Source organism: Kitasatospora sp. NPDC022856 (genome assembly GCF_055561235.1).
Map to the genome: position 1 here is coordinate 1 of NZ_JBVHHE010000059.1, position 22535 is coordinate 22535.

Consider the following 22535-nt stretch of genomic DNA (forward strand, 5'->3'; position numbering starts at 1 on the left):
GGAACAAGACGGCCAGGAGATCAGCGACAGACACTCATCATGATCGACAATCATCAAGATCCACGGGCGGCTTTCACGGAACTCGCGCCAGAGCCATTTCAGCGTGTCCGTTGACACCCAGCAACGCCGGTCACCCGACCCGGCCCGCCCGACAGGCCGGCCCGCAGGATGCCGCCTCTGCCCCCGGAACGGCACGGTGGGCACCTCCCGCCGACGCCCGAGACCGCAGGAAGTCGTACGCGTCCTTCTCGATCACTCTTCCGGCGAGATGACCGCCCACTATGCCCGGCTGCACGACTCCACCGTCCGCCGACACTGGGAGAAGGCCCGCAAGGTCAACATCAAGGGCGAGAGCGTCACCATCGATCCCGACGGCCCTCTGGCTGGGGCCACCTGGGCCAAACAGCGGCTCGGGCGCGTGACCCAGGCCCTGCCCAACGGCTACTGCGGCCTGCCGGTGCAACGGACCTGTCCACATGCCAACGCGTGCCTGACGTGCCCGATGTTCGTCACGACCCCCGACTTCCTGCCGCAGCACCGCGAGCAGAAGCAGCAGCTGCTGCAGATCGTCTCCGCCGCCGAGGCCCGCGGCCAAGCCCGCGTGGTCGAATGAACCGCCAGGTCCTCGGCAACCTGGAGAAGATCATCACCAGCTTGGAAGACGCCTGCGAGCTGACAACAGCCAGCACATCGTCGACGCCGCCCGTCGCCGCAGCGAGTACACCCGCGCCAAGGCCGTCCAGGCCCTCCGCTCCCTTGACCTGGCGAGCGAGCCGGTGACCTTCGAGACCGTCGCGAAGCGGGCCGCAGTGTCGCGGTCCTGGCTCTATGCCCAGCCGGACCTGCGAGAGGAGATCGAGCGGCTGCGGGCAGTACACCGCCGCGACCCCAGTTCCCCGGTTCCTGCACGTCAGCGCACCTCCGACGCTTCCTTGCGGCGACGCCTCGAAGCCGCCAACGCCCGCATCCGGCGCCTCACCGAGGAGAACCAGCAACTTCGCGAGCAACTCGCCCGCGCGCTCGGCGAACAACGCGCCGCGACAACTCGCACCAGCCCGCCCCGGGCAGACGCGAGCGATCCCACATCGGCGTGCACATGAATGTGCCCAGCCAGGTACGAGTGAACGTGCTCGGTTCTGGGGGCCTACCCGGGGACGACGCAGCCGCCGCTGGTGGGCTCTCTGGCGCGCGCTGGCGCCGCTCGTCAGCGCGCCTCTGCTCCGCTGGGCTGGTTGCCCGCCGTACTCCGGTGATACCGGGCGTCCTTCCCGGGCCAGCCGCGGTCGATGAACGGCGGGCGATCCACCCGCTCGAAGCACCGCAGCAGGAACTCGGTGAAGGTGCCGGCCGTCTCGAACCACTCTCCGATCTCGCTCCAGACGATGATGCGCCAGTCGTCCGGGTCCGGTTCCACGGCGAGGAAGTAGTACGTGTTGCCCTGCTCGTCGTGCCCCCAGTTGATCAGACCGCCCTCCTCGGGATGGAACGGCCATGGGTACCGGTCGGGGTCATTCATTCCCTGCAACCCCTGGTGCCAGAGCCGCTCCGCCTCCTCGTGGCTTCCGTCCATCGGCCGGTCCAACCACACGTATCCATCTACGGCGCCGGGCCCGAAGAGGTCCAGAAACGCCTTGTAATCGGTCGGCAGGGCCAGGCCCAGGTAGGCCTCCGACGCTTGCCACAACTCCGGCCGCGCCTGGCCCCACCACTCCGGCTTGCCAAGCCGATCTCTCAACTTGTCCAGCGCCGTCGCTGGCATGACCGCCCCCATCTGCCGTGTCCCATTGGTGCTGGAAGCATCCTGCCGCCACGGACCGACAGAACGGCGCCCACCCTCGCATCAGGCCCGGCAATACGGTCGGCCGACAGGTCCGAACTGAGCCCATTCATCCGTACTTTGGCTGGTCGACCGGGCGAAACGCCGGGCCGCCGTTGAGGCCAGCCGCGGCGCGCCAGGCCCGTACCGGGCAAGTCTCCTTCTGTCGGCGTAGGCGATGACCACGGCCCGGCCGGGACGGCCCTTCACCGAGGGCACGGAGCCCCGCAGGCGTTCGGCCTCCGGCACGATCCCCTCCTCGTCGAGGCCGCTCACCTCAGAGGCCCGCCCCGCGACGGCGAAGGAGATCGGGCTCAGGGCCCGGTCGCGCAGCCGCGCCAGCTCAGGCAGCTCGTACTCCTGGCGCCGCCGGCGGGAACTGGCCGGCCGGGGCACCACCGGGTCGGCGGTGGTAATCGCTCGCGGCTGCGCGAGGGTGGACGCGACCGCCCGGCCGCGGCCAGCGCGTATGCGGTCCGGGTCGAGGCGGATCGGCTTGAGTGCCTACCGGGCCGCCAGGGTCGCTTCCTTCGGCACACTTTCGACGCCGGGCCTCCACCGTCACCCCGGTGATCCGCCGGTCAATCGTTGAGGGAGCGGCCTCGAGGACCTGGTTGAGCCGCACCACGAAGCCGACCAGGATGGTCACAGCATTAGGAGGCGTCCTCGGCAGTGCCGGAGAGGCGGTAGGCGGTAGAGGTGTCGACGCCGAGTGCAGCAAGCAGGTCGAGGGCGGCGGTGAGGGGCGGGGCTCCGGCCAGGCGGGCGGCGGCAAGGTGGGCGGGGAGGCGGCCGGCGGCGATCAGGGCTATCCACTGGGGGGCGGAGAGGGCGAGGTAACGCAGGCCGGGGAAGTCGGCCAGCAACGCCAGGTCCGGGGTGTGGCAACGGGACAGGTCGAGGGAGCGCAGCGCGGGGAGGGTGCGCAGCGGGGCGAGGTCGATCGGGGTCTGGGAGCCGACGGCGAGTGAGGTGAGGTGCGGATGGCCGGTGAGGGGGGCGAGGTCGGCCTCGGGGGCGAGGTCTACGGCCAGGTCTTCGACGGGGAGTGCTACCAGGGGGGATAGGTCGGTGGTGGCGCAGCGGTTGAGGTGCAGTCGGCGCAGGTGCGGCGTGGCGGAGAGCGGGACGAGGTCAACGGGTGCCGGGGCGTCATTGAGGTGGATCGCCTGGATGCTCGGCGCGAGCCGCTCCCGGCCGAGTAGCCCGCCTCTTTCGGCCAGGTAAATGCCCGAGTCAAGGTCATTACCGTGAGCGAGGTGAGGGAATTCGCGATCTCTTCGCTGGCCGGTGATCGCGCAGCACGGACCGGACCAGGGGTTTTGAGTCGCCGGTCCCGTCTCGGCCGCGCCGCGAGCCGGTGGAGCCGAACCGTGGCGGGCGAGGTGCCCAGCCGGGCGAACGCCGCCTGCGGGCGGCGGGGGTCCACGTTGCGGGGCCTGCGCTGGTAGCCGCCCGGCGCCGGGCAGTCCACGAACAGGGGGCGGCGGCAGGCGGCCGGGACCCCGGGAAAGGGGGGGTGTTCCGCGGGACCCCGGCCGGTGGGAGGCCAACCACACCGCAGACACGGCGCGGCTGCTCTGCCCGGCGGCCCGGTGCTGCGTGTGGTGGGGCCGCCGTGCCGGGAATGCTAGACCCCCACACCGGGCGGCGGCCAGGTCTTGACCTGCATTTCTTCGGCCGCGAACATGCCATTTGGGAGCCTCAGAACCTCGTCGGTTCGATTCCGTCCGCCCGCCGCTCACCACCGAGCGCACCTGCCGGTAGCCGTTCTCCCCGGCCATCCGGCCGATCAGCCGCCGTTGGTGTCCGGCCATCGCGGTTCCGGGCGGGACTACCGGCGCAGCCGCGCCGGGTCGAGGTCGAGGGGGAACGGGTTGGTGAGTTGGGTGGTCTCGCCGACTTGGACGAGGCGGTCGACGTAGGTGCCACGCTCGAGGTGGCCGAGGTAGAGGCGGCGGGCGGTGGGTGTGCTCGGGCTCACGCAGCCGGCTGTAGTGCCGGCGCAGGATCTCCTCGCGCCGGGTGGCGGCTTCGTCGAGCGCGGCCTGACGGGAGAGCGCGTTCTCGCGCATGCGGCGGCGCAGTTCCTGGTAGGCGTGGTGGCCCGCGAGCGGGTTGGGCGTCGGCGTCGTCGGGGAGTGCGGGGCGGGACGGGGTGCGGGCCGCTCGTCCAGGTCGTGGTCATGACGGGCGGGGGCGGGTCCGACGCGGACGTCGATCGCGGTCACGGTGCCGGGGCGGAGCTGGTCGAGGGCGGTGAGGACGCGGCGGTGCTGGAGGCGGAGCTGGGCCGCCCAGGCGGGCGAGTCCGCGTTGATCCGCAGGCGCCGGGCGAGGCTGGTGCGCGCGGGCAAGGTCTCCGAGGCGGTCGGCGCGATGGTGATCCCCGCCCAGCGCGGAGGCGTGCTGTTCGCGGTCGGCGGCATCGACGGCGAGCTGTACGTCAACGGCCGGCCGCGACCCGCCAGTGGGCCGAGCAGCTGCGGGAGCAGGTGCCCGAGCTGGCCTCGGACGTCGACCGGCTGCAGGCGATGCGCGCGGAGTGGCTGGACTCCCCAGCCGAGGACCGCGCGCTCGCGCTGGTCGGCGCCTGCACCGACCCGAACTGCCATACTCCACACTGACCGACAGCCGGCGAATACCTGCATGATGCGGGTGGCACGGCCTTTACGCTCAGCCCTCGCGTCGGGTGCTCCTGACTGGACTTCCCACGCTCCCCGCACGCCGCAGTGCGCTCTGTCCTGACGGCTGATACAGGGATATGTTCGCGCTCAACCAATCCAGAGGGCGAACTGCCCCGCCCCGTTCGAAGGACTCTCAGTTGCCCCAGCGCATGAGACTCTCCCTGCTCGCGTCCGCCGTACTGGCCGCGGCCCTGGTCCCGGTCGGCTCCGCCAGCGCTGCTCTGGCCACACCCGCCACCGCTCAAGCACCGACTGCGGCGACGGTGAACTGCCGATCCTCCGTTGACACGGGGCTCTACTGCGGCTACGACCTCAGCAACGCCTACACGAGCCGCGGTGACTCCGGTGCGAAGGTGAAGGAGCTCCAGGCGCTGCTGATCTACCGAGGCTACTCGGTGGGCTCCACCGGCGTGGACGGTTACTTCGGAGCCGCCACGGAGTCCGCCGTGAAGCGCTTCCAGAGCGCGGAAAAGATCACTGCCGACGGCATCGTCGGCGCGACCACCTGGGGGCGCCTCCGGGCCTAGCGCCGTATCAAGCAACGTTCGCCCTGTTGTGACGCGCCGCCCGGATCGATTCCGGGCGGCGCGTCACGCGACATGCTGTGCAGGTGGCTGAGCGTGTGCGGCCCGCACTTCGGTGATCAATCTCAGCGACGACCACGGTTCCATACCCGGTCCTGATACTGGTGGGCTCGCGTAATCAACTGTCGCGTATTCACTGCCGTAGGAAGCCCGCTGGTGACTGTTCGTAGTGCTGGGCGGATGCGGCTGGAGGATCGGGCGGCTCTGCTGGGTCGAGTCAGGAACTCGGAGAGTCCGTGTCGATGACGATCATCTTCTCCAGCGTGTACCTGTCCAGGTCCGGATGGTGCCCTTGCTGACCAGCTCGGATGCGGTGGAATCGGAAGGTCCCATTGGTGGTACCCGCACTGACGATGCATCGGATCTGGAGCGGAGGTTCAACTGAACGGCCGAGATGGCAGATGTGCAAGGCCAGCGTAAGGCCCTGGGCCAGTAGGAGCCGTTGATCGGCCTCGGCGATGACAGGCTCGCCATCATCCAGGACGTCGACGGTCACGGGCACGTAGTCCTCAAGGTGGAAGCTGTTGACGCTGCACTCCCACGCGGTGAGGTCGATGAAGCCTCCGGGTCCGGTGTCACGCAGGTGACGGGCGGTATTGGTCAGCACCACCGCGTCCCCATGGAGAGTGATGCCGTTGGCTACGAGATCACGGAGGCCAGCTGTCAGTTCCCGTGGTGGCTGTGTGGGTGCGAGTCCTGTCCATGGGCCGAAGAGGGCCGCTGCCGCATCGTTCATCTGCACTGTAAGCACGTGGGCAAGGATCCCTCAGAGGCTCAGGAGAGTGGGAAGCAGTCCTCCCCGCAGGCGCGGGGGTCAGCCGGATCTCGCGCTGGAGCACGGCAGCGGCTGGCGTCCTCCCCGCAAGCGCGGGGAGGATTGCGAACGCGCGGCAAGACATGGGAAAGATCATCGAGAGCGCAACGCGGACTGGTGCCAGGACTTGGGCCTGGGGAAGAGGTAGCCATGCTCATCGCATCCTTCGACACCTTCGGCTGGGTCGCCCAGTTCGACCCCGCGACTGGCGAGACAGGTACCGAGTGGACCGCTGGTCCCTCGGACGCGCCCCACGGTCACTACGGCAAGCTCGCCGGCACAACCCTTGTGCTTTACCGTCACGCTGGCGAACTCCGACTTCGGGTGGGCGGAGAAGTCATCCCGCTCGATGGATCCGTTGACGTCCAACACCGTGTCGACGGGGCCGACTGTGTCCTGAACGTCGGCCAGTACATCGACATACGCTACTCGGCTCCGCAGGAGTGGTACGGCGTGCAGGACGACCTGACACCGTTCGCCGAGGCCGAGGACTTCGACCTCGGCCTCTTCATAGCAAACGTGGTTCACGACCCGGAACGGTCAGCACAGATCTCCCTCTGATCTATGCAGCGAGCACCGGGCTGGCGGCCCATCCTCTCCGGGGCGGGCCACGAGCCCAATCGCTTCGCTCGGAGTGAAGGTCAGACGTTCGACCCACACCACGTTCGGCCCGCAAGGGAGCAGCGCAGCGAGGGCGGCTCCGGGGCCTGGGTCGGGGTGGGGTTGTCGTCGTACCGCTCGCGCAGACTGAGCGCGACGAGCAAACCGTCGGCGGCCGCGCGTCAACCCGGGTTGGGGGCCGGGCACAGCAGGTCCTGTTTAAGGAGAGCGTCCATCTCGGCTTGGACGGCCTCGAGAGGCAGACGCCCGCCGATCGCCTCAGCGACTTCGGTTGCGCTCGTCGATCCGTTGGCCTCGATCAGGTTGAGGGCGGTGAGGTAGAGGCCCACGTCCCGCAGGGCGAGTGTGCGGCCCTCTGGGTGGGCACTCGGATCGCCCAGCATGAGGCGGGCCAGCGCCGGACGCAGTGGTGAGGCGATCCGGATTTCCTTGGGGCGGAGGACCGGGTGGTAGACCGCGTAGTCTGCCCGAATCCCGGTTTCGCGCCACTTTTCCACGGTCATTGACTCCGGGTCGTATCCCATGCAAATACAGTCGAATCCGTGTTCGACGGTCGCCGCGCAAAGGTACGGCGGGTCGTTTCTGACGTTCGGTCCCGAGTGTCGCAGGGCGGAGTGGCCGCAGTTGCAGTCCGGGGAGTTGCTGTCGAGGCCCGGTGCCCTGGGGTGCTCCCCTGGGGACCATCCCCGCACCCGCGGGGATGGTCCCGCTAGGGTCGCGTCATGAGCGAGGAGAGCGCCCTGCTCCCCGCACCCGCGGGGATGGTCCCTGGTCGTCGGAGGCCGTCGGGCAGGCGGAGCGCTGCTCCCCGCACCCGCGGGGATGGTCCCTACGCCGCGTCGACCGTCCACGACATCGACTACTGCTCCCTGCGCCCGCGGGGATGGTCCCCAGCAGCCCATCACGGCAGAGTTGCTGGAGATCTGCTCCTCGCCCGCGGGGATGGTCCCGAGGATCTCGACCTGAACGGCACCGCCCTCACCTGCTCCCCGCGCCCGCGGGGATGGACCCTGCTCTGCGTCGCGAACGGCACGGTGCACCTTCTGCTCCCCCCGCGCCTGCGGGGATGGTCCCGACCCGCTGAAGGAGCGCCGGGAGAAGTTCCGCTGCTCCCCGCGCCCGCGGGGATGGTCCCTTCCAGGTGGCGCTGTATGCGGACTCCTCCGGCTGCTCTCCGCGCCCGCGGGGATGGTCCCTACGGCAAGACTCCGGCCCAGACAGCACCCCTCTGCTCCCCGCGCCCGCGGGGATGGTCCCCACCGCGCGGCGGTTCGCCGAACCGGGTTCGGCTGCTCCCCGCGCCAGCAGGGATGGTCCATGCGGCCACTGGAGGCGCCGCGATGTTCTGGTGGGGGCTCGGCGCTCCCGGATGCGGGTTGAGAGGGAGGGGAGATTTGGGGGTTGTCCGCGGACAACTTGGGCCAGCCCCTCGTCACAGGCCTGAAGAGCTGCGGGATGATGACCGCCGGGCGCTTGTAGCGGCTTGTAGGTGTCGCTACGCTTTGGTCATGAAGCAATTGAACGTGCGGTTGGACGACGAGGCGCATGAGGCGCTCGAGCAGCGCGCGGAGGCCGCCGGGATGTCGCTGCCCGACTACGCGCGGAAGGTTCTCGCGGAGGAGGCGGATGAGCGGCGGGAGCGGTTCCTGACGGCGGCCGCGCACTTCTCCCGGGCATGGGCGCCGGCGTTCGAGGCCGAGTTCGGCCCATACCCCCGCACCGGGCGGGCCGATGCGGCGGACGCCGCGTGATCCTGCGCGTCGACCGGGCCTGGCTGCTCGACATCGCCCACCAGTTCCTCCCCGCCGATCCGGACATCACCGACTACGGCACGCTCGCCGCGGCGGTCGCCCGCCACCTCGACGAGGTCATGGACGTACCCGTCTACGGTGCCATCCACCAGCGGGCCGCGGCACTCATGCACCAGCTCATCCGCGTACCCGCCCTCGAGTTCGCGAACGAGCAGTTCGCCGCGGTCGTCGCCGCCTCCTACCTCGCCGGCTCCGGCGTCATCGTCACCGCCGAACCCAAACACGCCGTCGAACTCGCCGGCCGCATCCGCGACGGACAGGCCGACGTCCGTGAAACCGCCACCGCCATCCGCACCTGGTACCGCTGACACCAGACCCCATCGGGAACGATTCGTCCCAGACGTGCCCCCGGCCACACCACCCGGGGAGTCGACTCCCGGAAGGCCCCCACCCGCCGCGCCCAGGGATGGTCCCGACCCCGGAGCGCCCGTCCCCGGTGCCTCCGCTGTCACTGCTCCCCGCGCCCGCGGGGATGGTCGCTCCACTCCGGACGCTCAGCGGGGCTCACCCAAGGTACGTGCAAAAGGGGCCATGACGTGATCTTGGAAGTGTCGGTGGGCCTGTAGCGTCCCTGCCCCGACGCCCCCGTGGGGTGGCTACCATCTGCTTATGGTCGATCACGAGACGGCGTTTCAGTCCCTGGACGGTACCGCGTTGTTCGGCACCGTCTGCGCGGCGGAGGCGCCGGGCGGGATGGCGGTGCTGGTCCACGGGTCGGGGGTGACCCGGGAGGAGGGCGGCTTCTTCACGCGCCTGGCCGCCGGGCTGGCCGCCTCCGGGGTGACCAGTCTGCGGTTCGACCTGCGGGCTCACGGGGCCAGTGGCGGGCGGGAGGCCGAGCTGACGATCGCCTCGGTGACCAACGACATCCGCGCGGCCGGCGACCACCTGCGCGAGCGGACCGGCCAGCAGGGTCCGGTGCACGTGATCGCCGCCTCGTTCTCGGGTGGTGCCGCCGCACTGCACGCCGCCCACCGGCCGGGCGACGTCGACAAGCTGGTACTGCTGAACCCGCGGCTGGACTACAAGGAGCGGTACGTCACCTCCCGGCCGGGCTGGTCGCACGACTACCTGGCCGGGGACATGGCGGTCCGGTTGGAGGAGCAGGGTTTCACCGAGAAGTCGCCGTTCGAGCTGAACCGGGCCCTGCTGAACGAGGTCTTCTACCTGGACACCCCGGCGATCCTGGCTGCGGTCCGGTCGCCGGTGCTGATGGTGCACGGCACCGCGGACACCTTCGTGCCCATCGAGTCGTCCCGCTGGCACCGGCCGATGTTCGGCGGGCGGGTGGAGCTGGTAGAGCTGGACGGCGCCCAGCACGGCTTCGCCGTCCACGACGATCCGCAGTACCTCCACCCGAAGTCGCAGGCGTGGCAGCGCGAGGTCATCGAGAAGGTGAGCACCTTCTTGGCCGGTTAGGCCACCGCCGGCTCGTCGAGCCGTTGGCGGAACTCGGCTACGGCCGGGCGCTCGGCGTACGGCGCGAGGTGGTCGGCGGTGCGGTGCAGCTCGGTGAGGGCCTGCCCGAAGCGGGCGTCGGCGGCGAGTGCCAGAGCCTGGAGCGCGGCCGTGGCGGCCTCGTCCGGTTCACCGGCTGCCGCCAGGGCGCCGGAGTAATGGGCGGTGAAGAACGCGCGGTCGCGCGGCGCGAACTCCCCGGTGACCAGGTGCTGCCGGAACAGGCCGACCGCACGGTGGCTCTGCCCGGCTTCGCGGTAGCAGATCGCGCTCTGCACCATCAGGCGCTCGCTGGTGTAGCCGTCGCCGAGCGGGCCGGTGCAGGTGGCTGGCCCGCTCGGCGGGTCGGCCTGGCCGAGGGCGGCGTGCGCCTGGTCGAGTACGCGCTCCACCTGTCCGGCACCGGCGCCGGTGAGGGCCAGTGCCCGGGCCTGCTGCTGGAACGCTTCCGCGCGGGGCCTGGACGGAAGCGTCCAGGGGCCATCGGTGGCGGCGCGCGCGAGGTCGAGCATCCGGGCCGCGTCGGTGCGGTCGGTGGCCTGGGCCTGGCGGAGCAGGACGTAGGCGTGCATCGCGCCGTCGCCGGTCAGCGTCGCCCACTCCTTCGCCTGGTTGTGCCAGTACGTGACGGCCGGGGCGGGGGCACCGGCGTCGCGGTGGAGCCAGGCGGCGAGCTCGGCGGCCCGGGCACCGAGCACCAGCAGCTCGCGGCGCATGTCTTCTCCGGCGGGGCGGGCGGCTGAGTTGATCGCGGCGAGGATGCCCAGCGCGGTGGGCAGCGCGTCGTGCGGGCCGGCCAGGCCGTCGGCGCGCGCGGCGTCGTCCAGCGCGGTCCGCAGGTGGCTGAGGAGTTCGCGCTTGCCGTAGCGCCGGGCGCCGTGGGCGGCGGCGGCGAGGTGGTCCAGGGCATAAAGGTCGAGCACCGGGGCGGCGCCCGCCAGGCCCAGGAACGTCCGTCGGCGCACGTCGCACTCCTCCAGCTTCTCCCCGCTCCCGTCCGGGCGCCGCCCGGTGGGTCGGGCGGTCCGGCGGAAGCCGAGGTTCTCAAGCGGGCAGTCGAACATCGCCCCCAGGACGCGCCGGGCGTCGCGGTTGGGCCAGGTCGACTCGCCCGACTCCCACCGCCTCACCTGCCGCACCGAGATTCTGGCCTGCTCGCGCAGCTCGCGGGCCTTGTCGTCGTACGCGGCGGTGAAGTCCTCCTGGGTGTGCCAGCCGCGTTGGACGCGGGCGGCGACGAAGCGCCAGTTGGCGACGGCGTGTTCGGGCATGGGCACCCCCGGATTCCAGGACCACCACGGTAGTCACCGTGGCCACCGTCAGCGAGAGGGCGGTACCTACCCGTCACGGTGTCCGGTGAAGCGTCCGCTGATCCGGCCTCGACCCAAGAGCCGCCCGGCGGTGAACTGTGAGCACCGGACCGGCCGCCCGGCCGAGTCCCCACCCCTCTACACAAGGAGGACTGCGCCATGAAGACCACCACCCCGGCGAAGACCCCGGTCACGCTCGACCCGAAGAAGGTCGCCGCGCTCCAGGCGAAGGTCGCCCGGCTCATCGGCACCGGCGCGCTGGCCGCCGCCCCGCACACCTACCACCACTGAGGTACCCCGGGAGGGCGGGACGGCTGGGGCCGTCCCGCCCTCCCGGGCTCTCCACCCCCCGGTCCCGCACATCACCTTGGAGACAACCCGTGGACACCCGCCTGGAGCTGACGTTCCTGGGCCACCAGACCTGGCTGGTCCAGGGCGGCGGCCACCGCGTCCTGATCGACCCCGTCCTCACGGAGACGTTCGGCCTGCCCGGCCGGGCCGAGTGCCGCGTCTGGCCGCCGCGCCGAATCGACGCCGGCCTGATGCCCCGCCCGGACGCCGTCGTGCTCACCCACGAGCACCTCGACCACTTCCACCTGCCCTCCCTCGACCTGCTCGACCGCAGCGTGCCCATCGTCACCGGGCCGCTGCTGCCCGCCCCGGTCGAGAAGGCGATCGTCCGGCTCGGCTTCGAGGTTCGCCGCGTCGACCACACCACCCCGATCGAGCTGGGCGACCTGCGCGTCACCCTCTTCCCGGCCGGCGCCCAGACCCTTTTCTGGGAGGACCGCGTCGTCCAGCCCTGCCTGCAAGTGGGCGACGGCCCGAGCGTGTTCATCGCGGTGGATGCCGACCCCTCGGACCTGTACCTGCAGCAGGTCGCCGAGGGCGCCCAGCCCGTGCCGCGGCTGGCGGTGGTCTCCAACAACTCCCAGATCACCCCGCCCGGGATGCCCGCCTCCTCGGTCAACCTGCTGCCCGGCATGGACGGCACCCGGCACAAGAGCGGCCTGAGCGTGCTCAACCAGCTGCTGCTGGAAGTCCTCGCCCCGCTCGACGGCATCGCGGACGTGGCGCTGTGCGGCAACGGCTTCCTGCCCCCCGGCTCGCCGCACGGCCCGTTCCTCTATTCCGACCACCCGAAGATGGCCGAGGCCGCAGGCGGCCTGCAGCACTTCTTCCACGTCCACGGCCCCCGCCCGGGCGAGCGGCTGACCGTCCCCGCCTCACCGGCCCAAAAGGTGACGTCGGACCGGGTCGGGTGGGTGCGGATCGACGACGACTTCGAGTACGAGGCCCTGGTCGCGCACGCCGCGTTCCTCGCCGACCCCGGCGACGTCGAGCTCTCCCCGCTCGCCGAGCCGCCCACCGACCAGGACCAGGCCCTCGCCGAAGTCCGGGCCGCGCTGCCGCGGCTGGGCCGCGAGCTGCTGGCCACCGACACCGGGATGCTGGCGTGCAGCATCCACGAGTACCTCTCCGGCCCGCTCGGCCCCCACCGCGCGGTGCTGCGGCTCAAGGACGGCCCCGGCGGCGAGCTCCTGCAGTTCGCCTGGGACGTCACCACCGCCGACTTCATGCAGGTCGAGGCGAGTGGCCGCGAGGAGGCCATGGCCGCCTACCCGTTCGGCGCGGAGATGTTCTTCCAGGACTACGCCGCCCTGCTCCAGGGGCGCCTGCAGGTGTGGGACGTGGCCGGCGGCGCGATGGAGTGCTGGCACATCGGCCGCCCCCTGGACAGCCTCGTCTACGCCTTCTTCGGCATCTACGGCGAGCACCAGCGCCCCGACCTCGCCGCCCAGTCCTACGTGAACCTGGCCGCCGGGATCACCGCCCGGACGGGAGACCGGTGACCCCCGCGCCGGCCACCGCCGCCCAGGCGCTGACCGGGCTGGCCCGCACCCGCCCCACCGGGTGGCTGGCCACCCCGATGCCCACCGGCCCGGTCACCCTCCTCGTGCGCGCCCGCCAGGCGCTCGCCGACGACCACCCCGGCGTCAACGGCAGGGTCAGCGTGCTCAGCGCCCGCTACACCGCCGCGGTGTTCGCGGTGCACCGGCCGCCGCCGGAGGGCTCGCTGGTGCTCAAGCTCCACGCCGACCCGGCGGCCTACACCGGGGAGACCCTGGCGTACGCGCTGCTGGCCGACACCGCTCCGGTCGCCCGGCTGTACGCGGAGGGCGACAGCTCGCTGTCGCTGCTGCTGGAGTACCTGCCCGAGGCCGCCGACTGGACCGGGCCGCGGATGCCCGCCGTGCTGGCCGAGCGCGTCGCCGCAGTCCACACGGCCTCGCTGCGGCTGCCCCACGAGGCCGCCGAGGCAATGACCGGCTTCACCCTCGCTGCCCTGCGAAGCGCCCCGGCCCCGGCCTGGATCACCGACCCGGTGGCCTACCGCGAGGTGCTGGCCGCGCACCTGGATGCCTACGGCCCCGACCTGGTGCCGCTGGGCCACCTCGACCTCAAGCCCGAACACCTGCGCCAGCGCCCGGACGGGGAAGTGGTGATCCTCGACGTCGAGAGCGTGCGCCCCGACGTCACCGGGCTGATCGACCTGGTCACCCTGCCCGCCGTCCTGCGCCAAGCCGGGCACGAGACCAGCCCGAGCCAGGTGCTGAGCCTGTACCTGGACGCCACCGCGGCCCGGGGCGCCACGTGGACGGCCCGCTCGTTGAAGACCGCCTTGCGTGCGTACGCGGCGGCCACCGGACTGGAGAGCCTGCACGGCCTGGACCGGTGAACGCAGAACGCCCGGTGCCCGCTGAACCTACAGGTTCAGCGGGCACCGGGCGTTCGCGTGCCGCTACGGGCCTTCGATGCCGACGATCGTGCCGAACGGGTCACGCAGCTGGGCGATTCGGCGGCCGGGCTCGATCGTCAACGGGCCGCGGTGGTGCTCGCAGCCGGCCGCCAGCAGCCGCTCCCGGACCTGGTCGACGTCGTCCACACCCCAGTACACGACCGGGCTGCCGCCCCGGGGGTTGCGCTCGTCGTCCGCCGGGTGGAAGCCGACCTCGATGCCGCCGATCTCCACCCAGGCGTAGACGGCCCCGGTGTCGCTGACGTCCATCTTCACGGGGACGTCCAGGAAGACGCCCCACCACCGGGCCGACGCTTCGGGGTCCTCGGCGAAGGTCATCACGGTACGAACGGTGCTGAACACGGCCCACCTCCACAGGGGTGCCTTCTGAATTCCGGATCTTGGTTCCTGCGCTCCGTGCGCGGGCCTGGAGCATGACGTGAAGGCGAAGGTGCCTCAAGGTTCGGCGTGCTCAAGGATAGGCGGCGGCTATGTTACGTATGTCCGAATCAGCGAAAGTGAATGAGTTTCGCACTGCGGCCGGATAACGGCCCAGGTCACGCAGCTGCTCCCCGCGCCCGCGCCCGCGGGGATGGTCCCCGCTGGCCCCCGCTACCGCGCCGATGATCTCCCCCGCGCTCGCGCCCGCGGGGATGGTCCCCCGCTTCCTGGACCGCCAGCAGCGGCGGGATCAGCTTCCTGCGCCCGGAGGGATGCTCCTGAAAGCGGCGCCTTGGATGCCGACCCCGAGGCCTGCTCCCGGATCGGGTCGGCCATGGGCGGTTGACTGTGGGTGAGAAGATCGGGTCGTTGTCGGCGGGAGCGAGGTGGTCGATGATGACGCGGGTATCGCTACCTCAAAGCGGCGTAGTCAACGGATTTGGGGCGGCTGTGTCACGTATGTCCAAATCGGTGGAAGTGAATGACTTTTTGCCTTGCTGGCGGATAACACCCCAGGCCACGCAGTCTGCTCCCCGCACCTGCGGGGATGGTCCCACCCTCTTCGGCGCCTGCTCGTGGTCCTGCTCCTGCTCCCCGCACCCGCGGGGATGGTCCCGGCCTGCGCAAGCTCTTGGTCGAGATGGGTTTCTGCTCCCCGCGCCCGCGGGGATGGTCCCCACCAGCGTAGAAGCCGCCGAATCCGCCAGCGCTGCTCCCCGCGCCCGCGGGGATGGTCCCGAAACGCTCGGCTACCAGGTCATCCGCTGGTGCTGCTCCCCGCGCCCGCGGGGATGGTCCCTCGGTGCCGCAGCCGCGGCCGGACGTGACCGGCTGCTCCCCGCGCCCGCGGGGATGGTCCCCGGTGGGAGGGGATCGCCGACGGTGGCGACCCCTGCTCCCCGCGCCCGCGGGGATGGTCCCCGCCGCAAGCACCGGATGACCGACCTCGTGAACTGCTCCCCGCGCCCGCGGGGATGGTCCCTCTCGCGTACGTCCTGCTCGACCTGGCGGACCCTGCTCCCCGCGCCCGCGGGGATGGTCCCCAGCCGAGCCCTCACGAGATGTCGCACGCGATCTGCTCCCCGCGCCCGCGGGGATGGTCCCCTAGAGAGTCAGCCCAACGGCGGGGCGCACTTCTGCTCCCCGCGCCCGCGGGGATGGTCCCCCGTCAGCAGCAGGGTCAGCAGCCGCAGCAGGCGCTGCTCCCCGCGCCCGCGAGGATGGTCCCGCCCCCTCACTACCCGGCCCATCGCTGCCGGCCTGGTCCCCGCGCCTGCGGGGATGGTCCCGGCACCCCGCAGATGGGGATGCGGATGAAGCGCTGCTCCCCGCGCGACGAGCTCGACAGCGGCGAGGGACCATCCCCGCGGGCGCGGGAAGCAGTGTCTAGGACGGGAGCTACCAGGGGCGGAAGCACGGCAGTCGGACGGCCCGATGCCAGGAGCAGCCGCACACCGGGGCGGGCGGGAGCAGCGGGGCGGCGGGCGGACACCGACGGGGCGCTGACTACCGTGGGGCCCGGCGGCGGTCACCACCGCCGGGCATCCGGACAACGGCACCTCGACCCCGATGGAGCACACCTTGGACATCTGGACCCCCGCACTACCGTGGATCAACACCGCCACCCGCCCCGGTGCCTCATGGCCCCTGCCTCCGCAAGGAACCACCCACGTCGCGTACCTGGACGCCGCCCGGATGCGCACCGGTCAGGGCGTCTTCGAAGAATTCTCCCGGGCACTCGCCCTGCCCGCCTACTTCGGATGGAACTGGAACGCCCTCTCGGAATGCCTCCGAGACCTGCACTGGATCCCCGCACAGCACTACCTGATCGTCATCGCCAAATCCGCGCAACTCCTCACCGACGAACCGGACGAACACCCCATACTTTTGAAAATCCTGGAACGAGCAGCCGCCAGCCACAGCAATGACATCGGCAAATCACCAACCGCCTTCAACATCCTCCTCGAATAACCAGAGACGAGAATCCTGGAAGTCGGAGCGGCGGAATCCTGGCGCGTTCCGGAGACCACCGGAGCGCGTCCGGCAGGCGGAATGACCAGTATCGGGACGGGTGACACCGGCCGCTGCCCTGCATCGCGAAATCCGGGACCACCGAGGGAACACCGCAGGCGGGCGCAGCACCGTCCGGTCCGGCAGCACGTGAGCGGAATTCACGAGCGGCACGGGCGGTGAAATTCAGGGCCGGTTCCCGGAATCCGTACGACGCCAGGCGGGGCGGGGCCGGGTGGGCAGCGGCGCGGGGCGGGGCGGCGGGGCGGGGCGGGGCGGGGCGGGGCCGGGGCACCACCACCGCCTGGCCCTCCGGCTGCTCCTGGTCCTCGCACGGGCGGCCTGCGGCCGCGGTGGGGTGCCGGCCTGGCGGCCGGACCGGGGGCGGCAAGGGGCCGGGGCCTGACGGCCCGGCAAGGGGCTGGTGGCGCCCGGGTGCCTGCGGCACCGGGACGGTGGCGGCAGGACCCTGGCAGGGCCGCGGCAGGGCGGTGGTGGTGGCCTACGGCCCCCCGGGACCGGCACCACCCGACCGACCAGCCCCACCGGCCCCCGCCGAACCCGGCGACCCGGTGACCGGCCACCCGGCACCGGCACGGCGGCCCGACCGACCGGCAAGGGGCCGCAGGCGGGCGGTGGATGACCTATCTCATCGAAGTTTGACCAGTCTCACTGAAGTTTGAGTGCACTGGCCACCCCACAGCGCCAGGGCCGAGTCCGGTGTCAGAACGGTGGTTCGGCGGAGGCCGGGCCGCTGGCGTACCAGGGGTTGTCTGCCGGGCCTGGCTGCGGGGGCTGCTGGAGGAGTCTCAGTGCTTCGTCGATGCGGCCGAGGTCGATGAGGAGCTGGGGCCGGAGCCAGGCGTTGTGGGATGGGTGCCGGTCCAAAGCGGTGAGGGCTTCCTCGGTGCGGCCGACCGCTCTGAGGAATTCGGCCAGGGACCAGGCCCCGTGCCAGGTGTCGCTCTCGGGGTGGGCCCGGGCCAGTTCGAGGGCTTCGTCGGTCTTGCCGCACCGAGCCATGAGCGGCAGCCGCATCCGAAAGAAGTCCCAGTCCTCCCTGCCGTCGTGGCGGGCCTTGAGGTCGTCGAGGTAGGCCAGGGCGTCGTCGGCCCGGTCGTGGTCGGCGTACAGGTCGCACAGGGTGTGGACGATCCAGTCCTCCGCTCCGCCCGGCCGGTCGGCGAGGGCTCGCATCACCTCGATCGCCTTGTCGGGTTGCCCGTGCCGGACCAGGAGTTCGGAGAGCGGGACAGCTACGTGCCACAGGCCGTCGGACTCGTCGGCGAACGTCCGGTAGGCGGCGATCGCGCCCTCCACGTCGCCACGCTCCTCCAGCACTTCGGCCAGGCGCTGCGCGGCGTGCCCGTGGTGCTCGGAGGCCGCGTATAGGCGCAGTTCCCCGATCCGGTCATGCCGGGCCAGCAGATCTGCCAGCGCGTCGCGGCCGTTGACCGACGTGCCGTCCCGGCGGCCCATCAGGGCGATCGCCTCCTCGATCCGGCCCTGCCGTTCCCGAACGGCGGCGAGCAGTTCGACGGCGTTGAACGGCTCCAGACGCATCCTGTCGCAGTCGGGGTCGTCGCAGGCCGGAACCGCCGCCCCGATCCGGTCCTCCAGCAGGACTGCGGCCTGCTCGTCCAAGCCCGCCGCCGCGGCGACGTCGACCAGGGCCTCGGCGAGGAACCAGTCCTCGATCCCGGGCCGCAGCAGCGCGAACGCCTCCGCACCCCCGCCGTGGCGGGCCAGCAGGCGGGCGAAGAACTGCAGGACCAGCCGGTCGCCGCTCTCCGCGTGGGGGCGGCACAGCGCGATCGCCTCCTCGGCCCGTCCCCAGTGCTCCAGCAGTTCGGCCCGGGCCCGGGCCGTCGGCCACCAGCCCGTCGCGACGTACGGGGCGAGGACCTCCGACGCCCTCTCGTACTGCCGCCGCTCACCCAGCAGCCACGCCCACGCCAGCGCGCAGGACCACTCCCCGCGCCCGGCCTGCATCTCCACCTCCCGCTCATGGCCGAGTTCGAGCAGCCTGGCGACCACCGAGGAAGGAATACAGCCCGACGAAGACCGGGCTTGGCGTTCAAGATCAGCAGCGTCCACGGCCCCGCATCCTAGGCCCCGTCACCGACAGCACTCAGTGCCCACCGACGGTCGAACTCCGATGAGACGGCCCCGGCCCGCCACACTTCGTTGAGACTGGTCAAACTTCAGTGAGACGGGACAGCGGACCGCCCGCGAGGGCGTGTCCCAGCCCTGTCTCAGGCCCGGCCCGAAACGCTCCCACCTGGGGATACGGCCCGAGACAGTCCTAGTGAAACGGACATACCCGGCGTGCTGAGACACCGGTAGGACAGACCGCCCTCACCGGCGCCGTCCCAGGCCAGGCCAGGCCAGGGCGCACCGGACGGCGACCGCCGGCGCAGCAGCACCAGGCACCGGCGCAGCGGGACCGGGCCGCCGGGAACGGCCACAGCGCCCCGGGGCGGAGCCGAGCAGGCCGGACCCGGGAGCCGGGGCCGGCCACTCCCGAGCGGGGCTCAGCCCGGTCCGCCCCAGGGAGCACCGCGGCCCCCTGTCGCAGGGGGCCGTCGCGGCCCGCCCACACGCGGGCGAACGGGCCTGGCGCGCACGTCACCGGCGCGACACCACCCCCCACACGACAAGGCACACGACAGGGCGTCAACAGCCCCGGCACGGCGGCCGGCGCCGGGCGCGGTCAGGCCAGCGAGAGCCGCACCGTCCCGTCCGGCAGCGGCTCGTACAGGACGTCCCTGATCGCCCCGTCGACCGCCCGCATCGAGGTGGTCAGCATGTGCTCACCGCCGAACACCAGCTCACCACCCGCAGCGCGGACCAGAGCCACCAGCAACTCCAGCGCGTGCCAGCCGGGAGCGATCCGGCACTGGCCGTACACGTCGTCGCCCCGTACCCGCCAGGCGACCCAGCCCCCTCCACGGGCGCGGCCCCCACGCCGACCCCGGAGCACCCGGGGCGCGCACCGCTCCCCCGCCCGGTTCCCCGGTGAACCCACCCGCGAAATCTGCGACCCGCCGAAACAGCCCCGACCGGCGGTAATTCAGGCCGAATCGACAAGGCAAAGCCAGGACAGAAACCAGCGGCATTTTCGGCGTCATTCCGACAGGCCGTCAATTCACCGGACCACCCCGAAACGGCCCCAACCCCCGAACGGCCCGTGGATCCCGGCCGGCCAGGAAGATGGTCACACGCCGTCACCGAAACCGGCAGGCCCCGGAGTGCCGCCAGACCGCCGGACGGGGGCCGACCACCCGCCCGGATTGGTCTATCGGAAAGCGATACGGGCGCGAGAAACGCAGTGAGGTCACACACCGGACCGGAACCGAACCGAGGGCTGGGAGCCCGGCCCGGTTCCGTGACAAGCCGCCCGTCACGAAACCCACGGCCGGCACCCCGAGGACAGACACCCCGTGCGGGGCCGGACAGGCCGCGTAGAGATGTGACGGCGGGCGGGCCGGACGGGCCGAGTTCCGTCACAACCCGCGCGTCACAAAACCCCCAGCCAGCACCCAGACTGACAGACACCCAGTGCGGGACAGGGCCGGGGCCGGCCTACGCGGCCGCCGCGGCCCGCTCGGACTTCGCGTGGGCGAGCGCGATGATCAGGCGGGGGAACCCGTAGGCGACCAGCACGTCGGCCGCGGCGAGCCGCTGGCGGCCCCGGCCGAGGAGGTGGCGCCGAAGAAGAAGGCCGGCGCCGGGAAGGTGAGCGCTTTCGACCGGGGCGTGGCCGCGCTCGCCCTGTACCGGGAGCGGACCGGGTCGATGACCGTGCCCCGCGCCCATGTCGAGGAGATCCCCGACGGCGACGGCGGCACGGTGGAGGTGAAGCTCGGGGTGTGGATCTCCAACACCAAGACCCGCCGCGCCAAGCTGACCGAAGCGCAGCTCGACCAGCTCGCCGCCCTCGGTCTTCACTGGCGCTAACCCGGCCCGGACCCGGCGCCGAGCTTGCTTACTTGCTCCTCAGATCTATCTCAAGTTCGGTTTTGATACTGGCAGTTCGACGCAGAGAACGTCCATGACATCGTTGGATTGGGGCACTGTCCCCGCTTGGGCGAGCGCGATTCTGACCAGTGGATCGCTACTTCTGGGCTTCTACATCCTGTTGCGCGACCGTCGAAAGGAGGAGAAGGCGGAGGCCCGGAAACTCGTCTTCAGCGTCCGCGTGTCGGGCCATCAGCATGTGGTCTTGGTGACCAACGTGTCGGACCGCCCCTTCCTGTCCGTCAGCATGTTCAACGCCGATCAGTGGGATGCGGACTGTCATGGGGATGATGGTCCAGAGGGGCCGCTCCTACCTGGCCAGTCTCGGCAGTACGTGCACCGCGGCAGGCCAGACTCGAGCGCTCTGGCCGCCCGGTTCCAGGACGCGGACGGTCAGAACTGGGTCAAGATCTTTGACAATCACCGGCTAGTTCGAGTTCCAGATGGCTTGCTCGGGCCGCATTTCGAACACCAACTGACAGCTGAAATCCGTCGGACCGATCAGCTTTGGGCTTCCCAAATGCAGATCCGCCGGTGGGACCAGGTGAGGTACCGGCTCTGGAGAAGAGCCGCCGTGCGACGAAGCTAACCGGAAGACAGCTGGAGCGACTTCCCGTGCTCGGACTCGACTGGTGCTCACCCGCGCGGATCCGAGCCCCGCCGAGAAGCGCTCCAGGCCTTCTCTGGCCGCTCTGCCCGCCGTGTTCGGGGAACGCGGCGGGCAGAGTCGTACCCGGGGCTTCTGGCGGCCCTTCTGGGCCGCCGCGCGCCGCGCCCTCACCACCACGCGCGGCCGGCCCCAGCCGGACGCCGAAGAAGAAAGGCCCGCCGCAGGCGCCGAACCCTGCCGACCAACGACAACTACAACTACAAGGACCAAAGAAGAAGGAAGGAAGGGTTGTCGGGGTGGTGAGTTCGACCTTTCCAGCCACTCACCGCCTACCTTGACCTGCGACTTTGCCCGGATCTCGGGCGCAGCGGTTGGGAGGGTCGGCCGCTGGTTGGCGGATGGGTTCGTAACCCCGGTTGTCGGGCCGGTTAGTGCGCCTGTTGTCGGATCGTGATCGCAGGGGCCTCTGCTGGTGAGAAATCCGGTGAGAACTGCGGGCTTCCATGCGGTGCTCGCTGCCACCAGGGCGGCGGGCACCGACCTTGAAGGAGCCCCTCGATGGCTGTGCCGCCTGAGATCGACCACGCCGTGGTCGCCGCGCTGTTCCAGTTCCGGATGGCCACCGCCGAGCAGTTGCGTGTACTGCACACCCCGGACGCCGGCGTCGAGCAGATGCGTCGGCGCCTTCGCCGCCTGCACAAGGAGGGCCTGGTGGACAGCGTCGTCCTCCCGCAGGCCGGGAAGCTGCAGGCGTGGTTCCTGACCGAGCGCGCCGTACGGATCGCCGCGACCTTCCCCGAGCTGGAGGGCGTGGCCTCCCCGCCGCTGCCCGAGGACAAGACCGCGGCGCGGCTGCGGCTGGGCCACGTCCTGGCCGTCGTGCGCACCCACGTCGCCTTCGTGGCCGGCGCCCGGGCGGCGGGGGACGAGTGCGCGCCGCTGGACTTCCCGCCCGAGGTCTACCACCGCTTCGGCGAGGGCCCCGGCGGCACGGTGATCCCCGACGGCCTGCTGCACTACTCGAAGAAGGGGCCGGACCGGAAGCTCTACCGGGCGTTCGTCGAGGTCGACCGCGGCACCATGGCCAGCGAGAAGCTCGCCTCCAAGCTGATCGCCTACGCCCGCTTCCACGAGCACCAGCCGGTCCCGGCCCACCTGCGCCGCACCTCGCACTCGCAGAGCGTCCTGCCGGCCTGGCAGCAGCGCTACCCGGCCTTCCCCCGCCTGCTGTTCGTCCTGGCCGACACCGGCGAGCAGGCAGCCCGACGGCGATTGCGCGACCTGCAGGCCATCGCCGACGCCCACCCGATGGTCACCCGGATGCTGACGCTGGTGCGCGTGAAGGCCGGCGCGGCCCGCCTGGCCGACCTGGAGCAGCACGGCGTCAACGCCCAGGTGTGGCACTCCATCGGCGACCACACGAAGGCCCAGTGCGGGGCCTGGGAGCTGTAGTCCTGCACGGCGGCCCGGCCCGCGCCCCGCGGGCCCTCCAGGTCGCCGTCAAGGTGTCCGGCCCCGGCATCAAGAGATCCGTCAAGGTGTCGGGGCCGTCT

Annotated in this window: 23 protein-coding genes and 1 CRISPR repeat array; of the genes, 14 read left to right on the forward strand and 9 right to left on the reverse strand. The window is 71.3% G+C overall.

What is annotated here, in order from left to right; translation table 11 throughout:
* Positions 1-268 precede the first annotated feature (268 nt).
* Positions 269-613 (forward strand): hypothetical protein, encoded by a 345-nt coding sequence (locus ACZ34W_RS35440; RefSeq protein WP_465610131.1) that lies wholly within the window; start codon positions 269-271, stop codon positions 611-613.
* A gap of 76 nt (positions 614-689) precedes the next feature.
* Positions 690-1100 (forward strand): DUF6262 family protein, encoded by a 411-nt coding sequence (locus ACZ34W_RS35445; protein ID WP_465610196.1) that lies wholly within the window; start codon positions 690-692, stop codon positions 1098-1100.
* A 104-nt stretch (positions 1101-1204) separates the two neighbouring features.
* On the opposite strand, the gene ACZ34W_RS35450 is transcribed toward ACZ34W_RS35445, so the two are convergent.
* The 3 genes from ACZ34W_RS35450 to ACZ34W_RS35460 form a co-directional block, all read right to left on the reverse strand.
* Positions 1205-1759, reverse strand: coding sequence for an SMI1/KNR4 family protein (locus tag ACZ34W_RS35450; RefSeq protein WP_465610133.1), 555 nt, complete (start codon positions 1757-1759; stop codon positions 1205-1207).
* A 710-nt stretch (positions 1760-2469) separates the two neighbouring features.
* A complete protein-coding gene (locus tag ACZ34W_RS35455; RefSeq protein WP_465610135.1) occupies positions 2470-2682 on the reverse strand; it encodes a hypothetical protein in 213 nt (70 codons plus the stop codon).
* Positions 2683-3650: 968 nt separating this feature from the next.
* Positions 3651-3800: a hypothetical protein gene (locus ACZ34W_RS35460; RefSeq protein WP_465610137.1), complete on the reverse strand. Its 150-nt coding sequence runs from the start codon at positions 3798-3800 to the stop codon at positions 3651-3653.
* Positions 3801-4311: 511 nt separating this feature from the next.
* On the opposite strand from ACZ34W_RS35460, the gene ACZ34W_RS35465 reads away from it, so the two are divergent.
* Complete coding sequence (locus ACZ34W_RS35465) at positions 4312-4443, forward strand: hypothetical protein (RefSeq protein WP_465610139.1); 132 nt, start codon at positions 4312-4314, stop codon at positions 4441-4443.
* Between the two features lie 197 nt (positions 4444-4640).
* Complete coding sequence (locus ACZ34W_RS35470; RefSeq protein WP_465610141.1) at positions 4641-5030, forward strand: peptidoglycan-binding domain-containing protein; 390 nt, start codon at positions 4641-4643, stop codon at positions 5028-5030.
* Positions 5031-5304: 274 nt separating this feature from the next.
* On the opposite strand, the gene ACZ34W_RS35475 is transcribed toward ACZ34W_RS35470, so the two are convergent.
* Entirely contained in the window at positions 5305-5823 is a 519-nt protein-coding gene (locus ACZ34W_RS35475) for a hypothetical protein (protein WP_465610143.1), read from the reverse strand.
* A gap of 228 nt (positions 5824-6051) precedes the next feature.
* Here ACZ34W_RS35475 and ACZ34W_RS35480 point away from each other — a divergent pair, with 228 nt between their 5' ends.
* On the forward strand, positions 6052-6462 hold the full coding sequence (locus ACZ34W_RS35480; protein ID WP_465610145.1) for a hypothetical protein: 411 nt from the start codon (positions 6052-6054) through the stop codon (positions 6460-6462).
* 221 nt (positions 6463-6683) lie between these two features.
* On the opposite strand, the gene ACZ34W_RS35485 is transcribed toward ACZ34W_RS35480, so the two are convergent.
* The gene (locus ACZ34W_RS35485) at positions 6684-7046 is read right to left on the reverse strand and encodes a hypothetical protein (RefSeq protein ID WP_465610147.1); all 363 of its coding nucleotides are present in this window, start codon (positions 7044-7046) and stop codon (positions 6684-6686) included.
* Positions 7047-8030: 984 nt separating this feature from the next.
* Here ACZ34W_RS35485 and ACZ34W_RS35490 point away from each other — a divergent pair.
* The 3 genes from ACZ34W_RS35490 to ACZ34W_RS35500 all read left to right on the forward strand — a co-directional run bounded on the left by ACZ34W_RS35490 (position 8031) and on the right by ACZ34W_RS35500 (position 9752).
* A complete protein-coding gene (locus ACZ34W_RS35490; protein ID WP_380383181.1) occupies positions 8031-8273 on the forward strand; it encodes a plasmid mobilization protein in 243 nt (80 codons plus the stop codon).
* Positions 8270-8641 (forward strand): fic family toxin-antitoxin system, toxin component, encoded by a 372-nt coding sequence (locus ACZ34W_RS35495; RefSeq protein ID WP_465610149.1) that lies wholly within the window; start codon positions 8270-8272, stop codon positions 8639-8641. The genes ACZ34W_RS35490 and ACZ34W_RS35495 overlap by 4 nt, the downstream gene beginning before the upstream one ends.
* A 301-nt stretch (positions 8642-8942) precedes the next feature.
* Positions 8943-9752 (forward strand): alpha/beta hydrolase, encoded by an 810-nt coding sequence (locus ACZ34W_RS35500; protein ID WP_465610151.1) that lies wholly within the window; start codon positions 8943-8945, stop codon positions 9750-9752.
* Here ACZ34W_RS35500 and ACZ34W_RS35505 read toward each other — a convergent pair.
* Positions 9749-11062, reverse strand: coding sequence for a helix-turn-helix domain-containing protein (locus ACZ34W_RS35505; RefSeq protein WP_465610198.1), 1314 nt, complete (start codon positions 11060-11062; stop codon positions 9749-9751). The two genes, ACZ34W_RS35500 and ACZ34W_RS35505, sit on opposite strands and share 4 nt — an antisense overlap.
* Before the next feature lie 198 nt (positions 11063-11260).
* Between ACZ34W_RS35505 and ACZ34W_RS35510 the strand changes: the two genes are divergently transcribed.
* From ACZ34W_RS35510 to ACZ34W_RS35520, 3 genes are all read left to right on the forward strand, one after another.
* Positions 11261-11392 carry a hypothetical protein gene (locus ACZ34W_RS35510; RefSeq protein ID WP_465610153.1) on the forward strand — a complete coding sequence of 44 codons (132 nt, stop codon included), beginning with the start codon at positions 11261-11263 and terminating at the stop codon, positions 11390-11392.
* A gap of 89 nt (positions 11393-11481) precedes the next feature.
* Entirely contained in the window at positions 11482-12954 is a 1473-nt protein-coding gene (locus ACZ34W_RS35515; RefSeq protein ID WP_465610155.1) for an MBL fold metallo-hydrolase, read from the forward strand.
* A complete protein-coding gene (locus ACZ34W_RS35520; protein ID WP_465610157.1) occupies positions 12951-13841 on the forward strand; it encodes a hypothetical protein in 891 nt (296 codons plus the stop codon). Before ACZ34W_RS35515 ends, ACZ34W_RS35520 begins: the two co-directional genes overlap by 4 nt.
* A gap of 63 nt (positions 13842-13904) precedes the next feature.
* Here ACZ34W_RS35520 and ACZ34W_RS35525 read toward each other — a convergent pair whose 3' ends face one another.
* Entirely contained in the window at positions 13905-14264 is a 360-nt protein-coding gene (locus ACZ34W_RS35525) for a VOC family protein (protein WP_465610159.1), read from the reverse strand.
* A 604-nt stretch (positions 14265-14868) separates the two neighbouring features.
* Positions 14869-15631: direct repeats of the CRISPR family, unit length 29 nt; unit sequence CTGCTCCCCGCGCCCGCGGGGATGGTCCC.
* A 292-nt stretch (positions 15632-15923) separates the two neighbouring features.
* On the opposite strand from ACZ34W_RS35525, the gene ACZ34W_RS35530 reads away from it, so the two are divergent.
* Positions 15924-16313: a barstar family protein gene (locus ACZ34W_RS35530; protein WP_396490855.1), complete on the forward strand. Its 390-nt coding sequence runs from the start codon at positions 15924-15926 to the stop codon at positions 16311-16313.
* 762 nt (positions 16314-17075) lie between these two features.
* On the opposite strand, the gene ACZ34W_RS35535 is transcribed toward ACZ34W_RS35530, so the two are convergent.
* Both ACZ34W_RS35535 and ACZ34W_RS35540 read right to left on the reverse strand, forming a co-directional pair.
* On the reverse strand, positions 17076-18389 hold the full coding sequence (locus tag ACZ34W_RS35535) for a tetratricopeptide repeat protein (RefSeq protein WP_465610162.1): 1314 nt from the start codon (positions 18387-18389) through the stop codon (positions 17076-17078).
* Positions 18390-19065: 676 nt separating this feature from the next.
* Positions 19066-19263, reverse strand: a complete 198-nt coding sequence (locus ACZ34W_RS35540) for a hypothetical protein (RefSeq protein ID WP_465610164.1) — start codon at positions 19261-19263, stop codon at positions 19066-19068.
* Positions 19264-19970: 707 nt separating this feature from the next.
* On the opposite strand from ACZ34W_RS35540, the gene ACZ34W_RS35545 reads away from it, so the two are divergent.
* Complete coding sequence (locus tag ACZ34W_RS35545) at positions 19971-20312, forward strand: helicase associated domain-containing protein (RefSeq protein WP_465610166.1); 342 nt, start codon at positions 19971-19973, stop codon at positions 20310-20312.
* A gap of 1228 nt (positions 20313-21540) precedes the next feature.
* Entirely contained in the window at positions 21541-22434 is an 894-nt protein-coding gene (locus tag ACZ34W_RS35550; RefSeq protein WP_465610168.1) for a replication-relaxation family protein, read from the forward strand.
* Positions 22435-22535 lie beyond the last annotated feature (101 nt).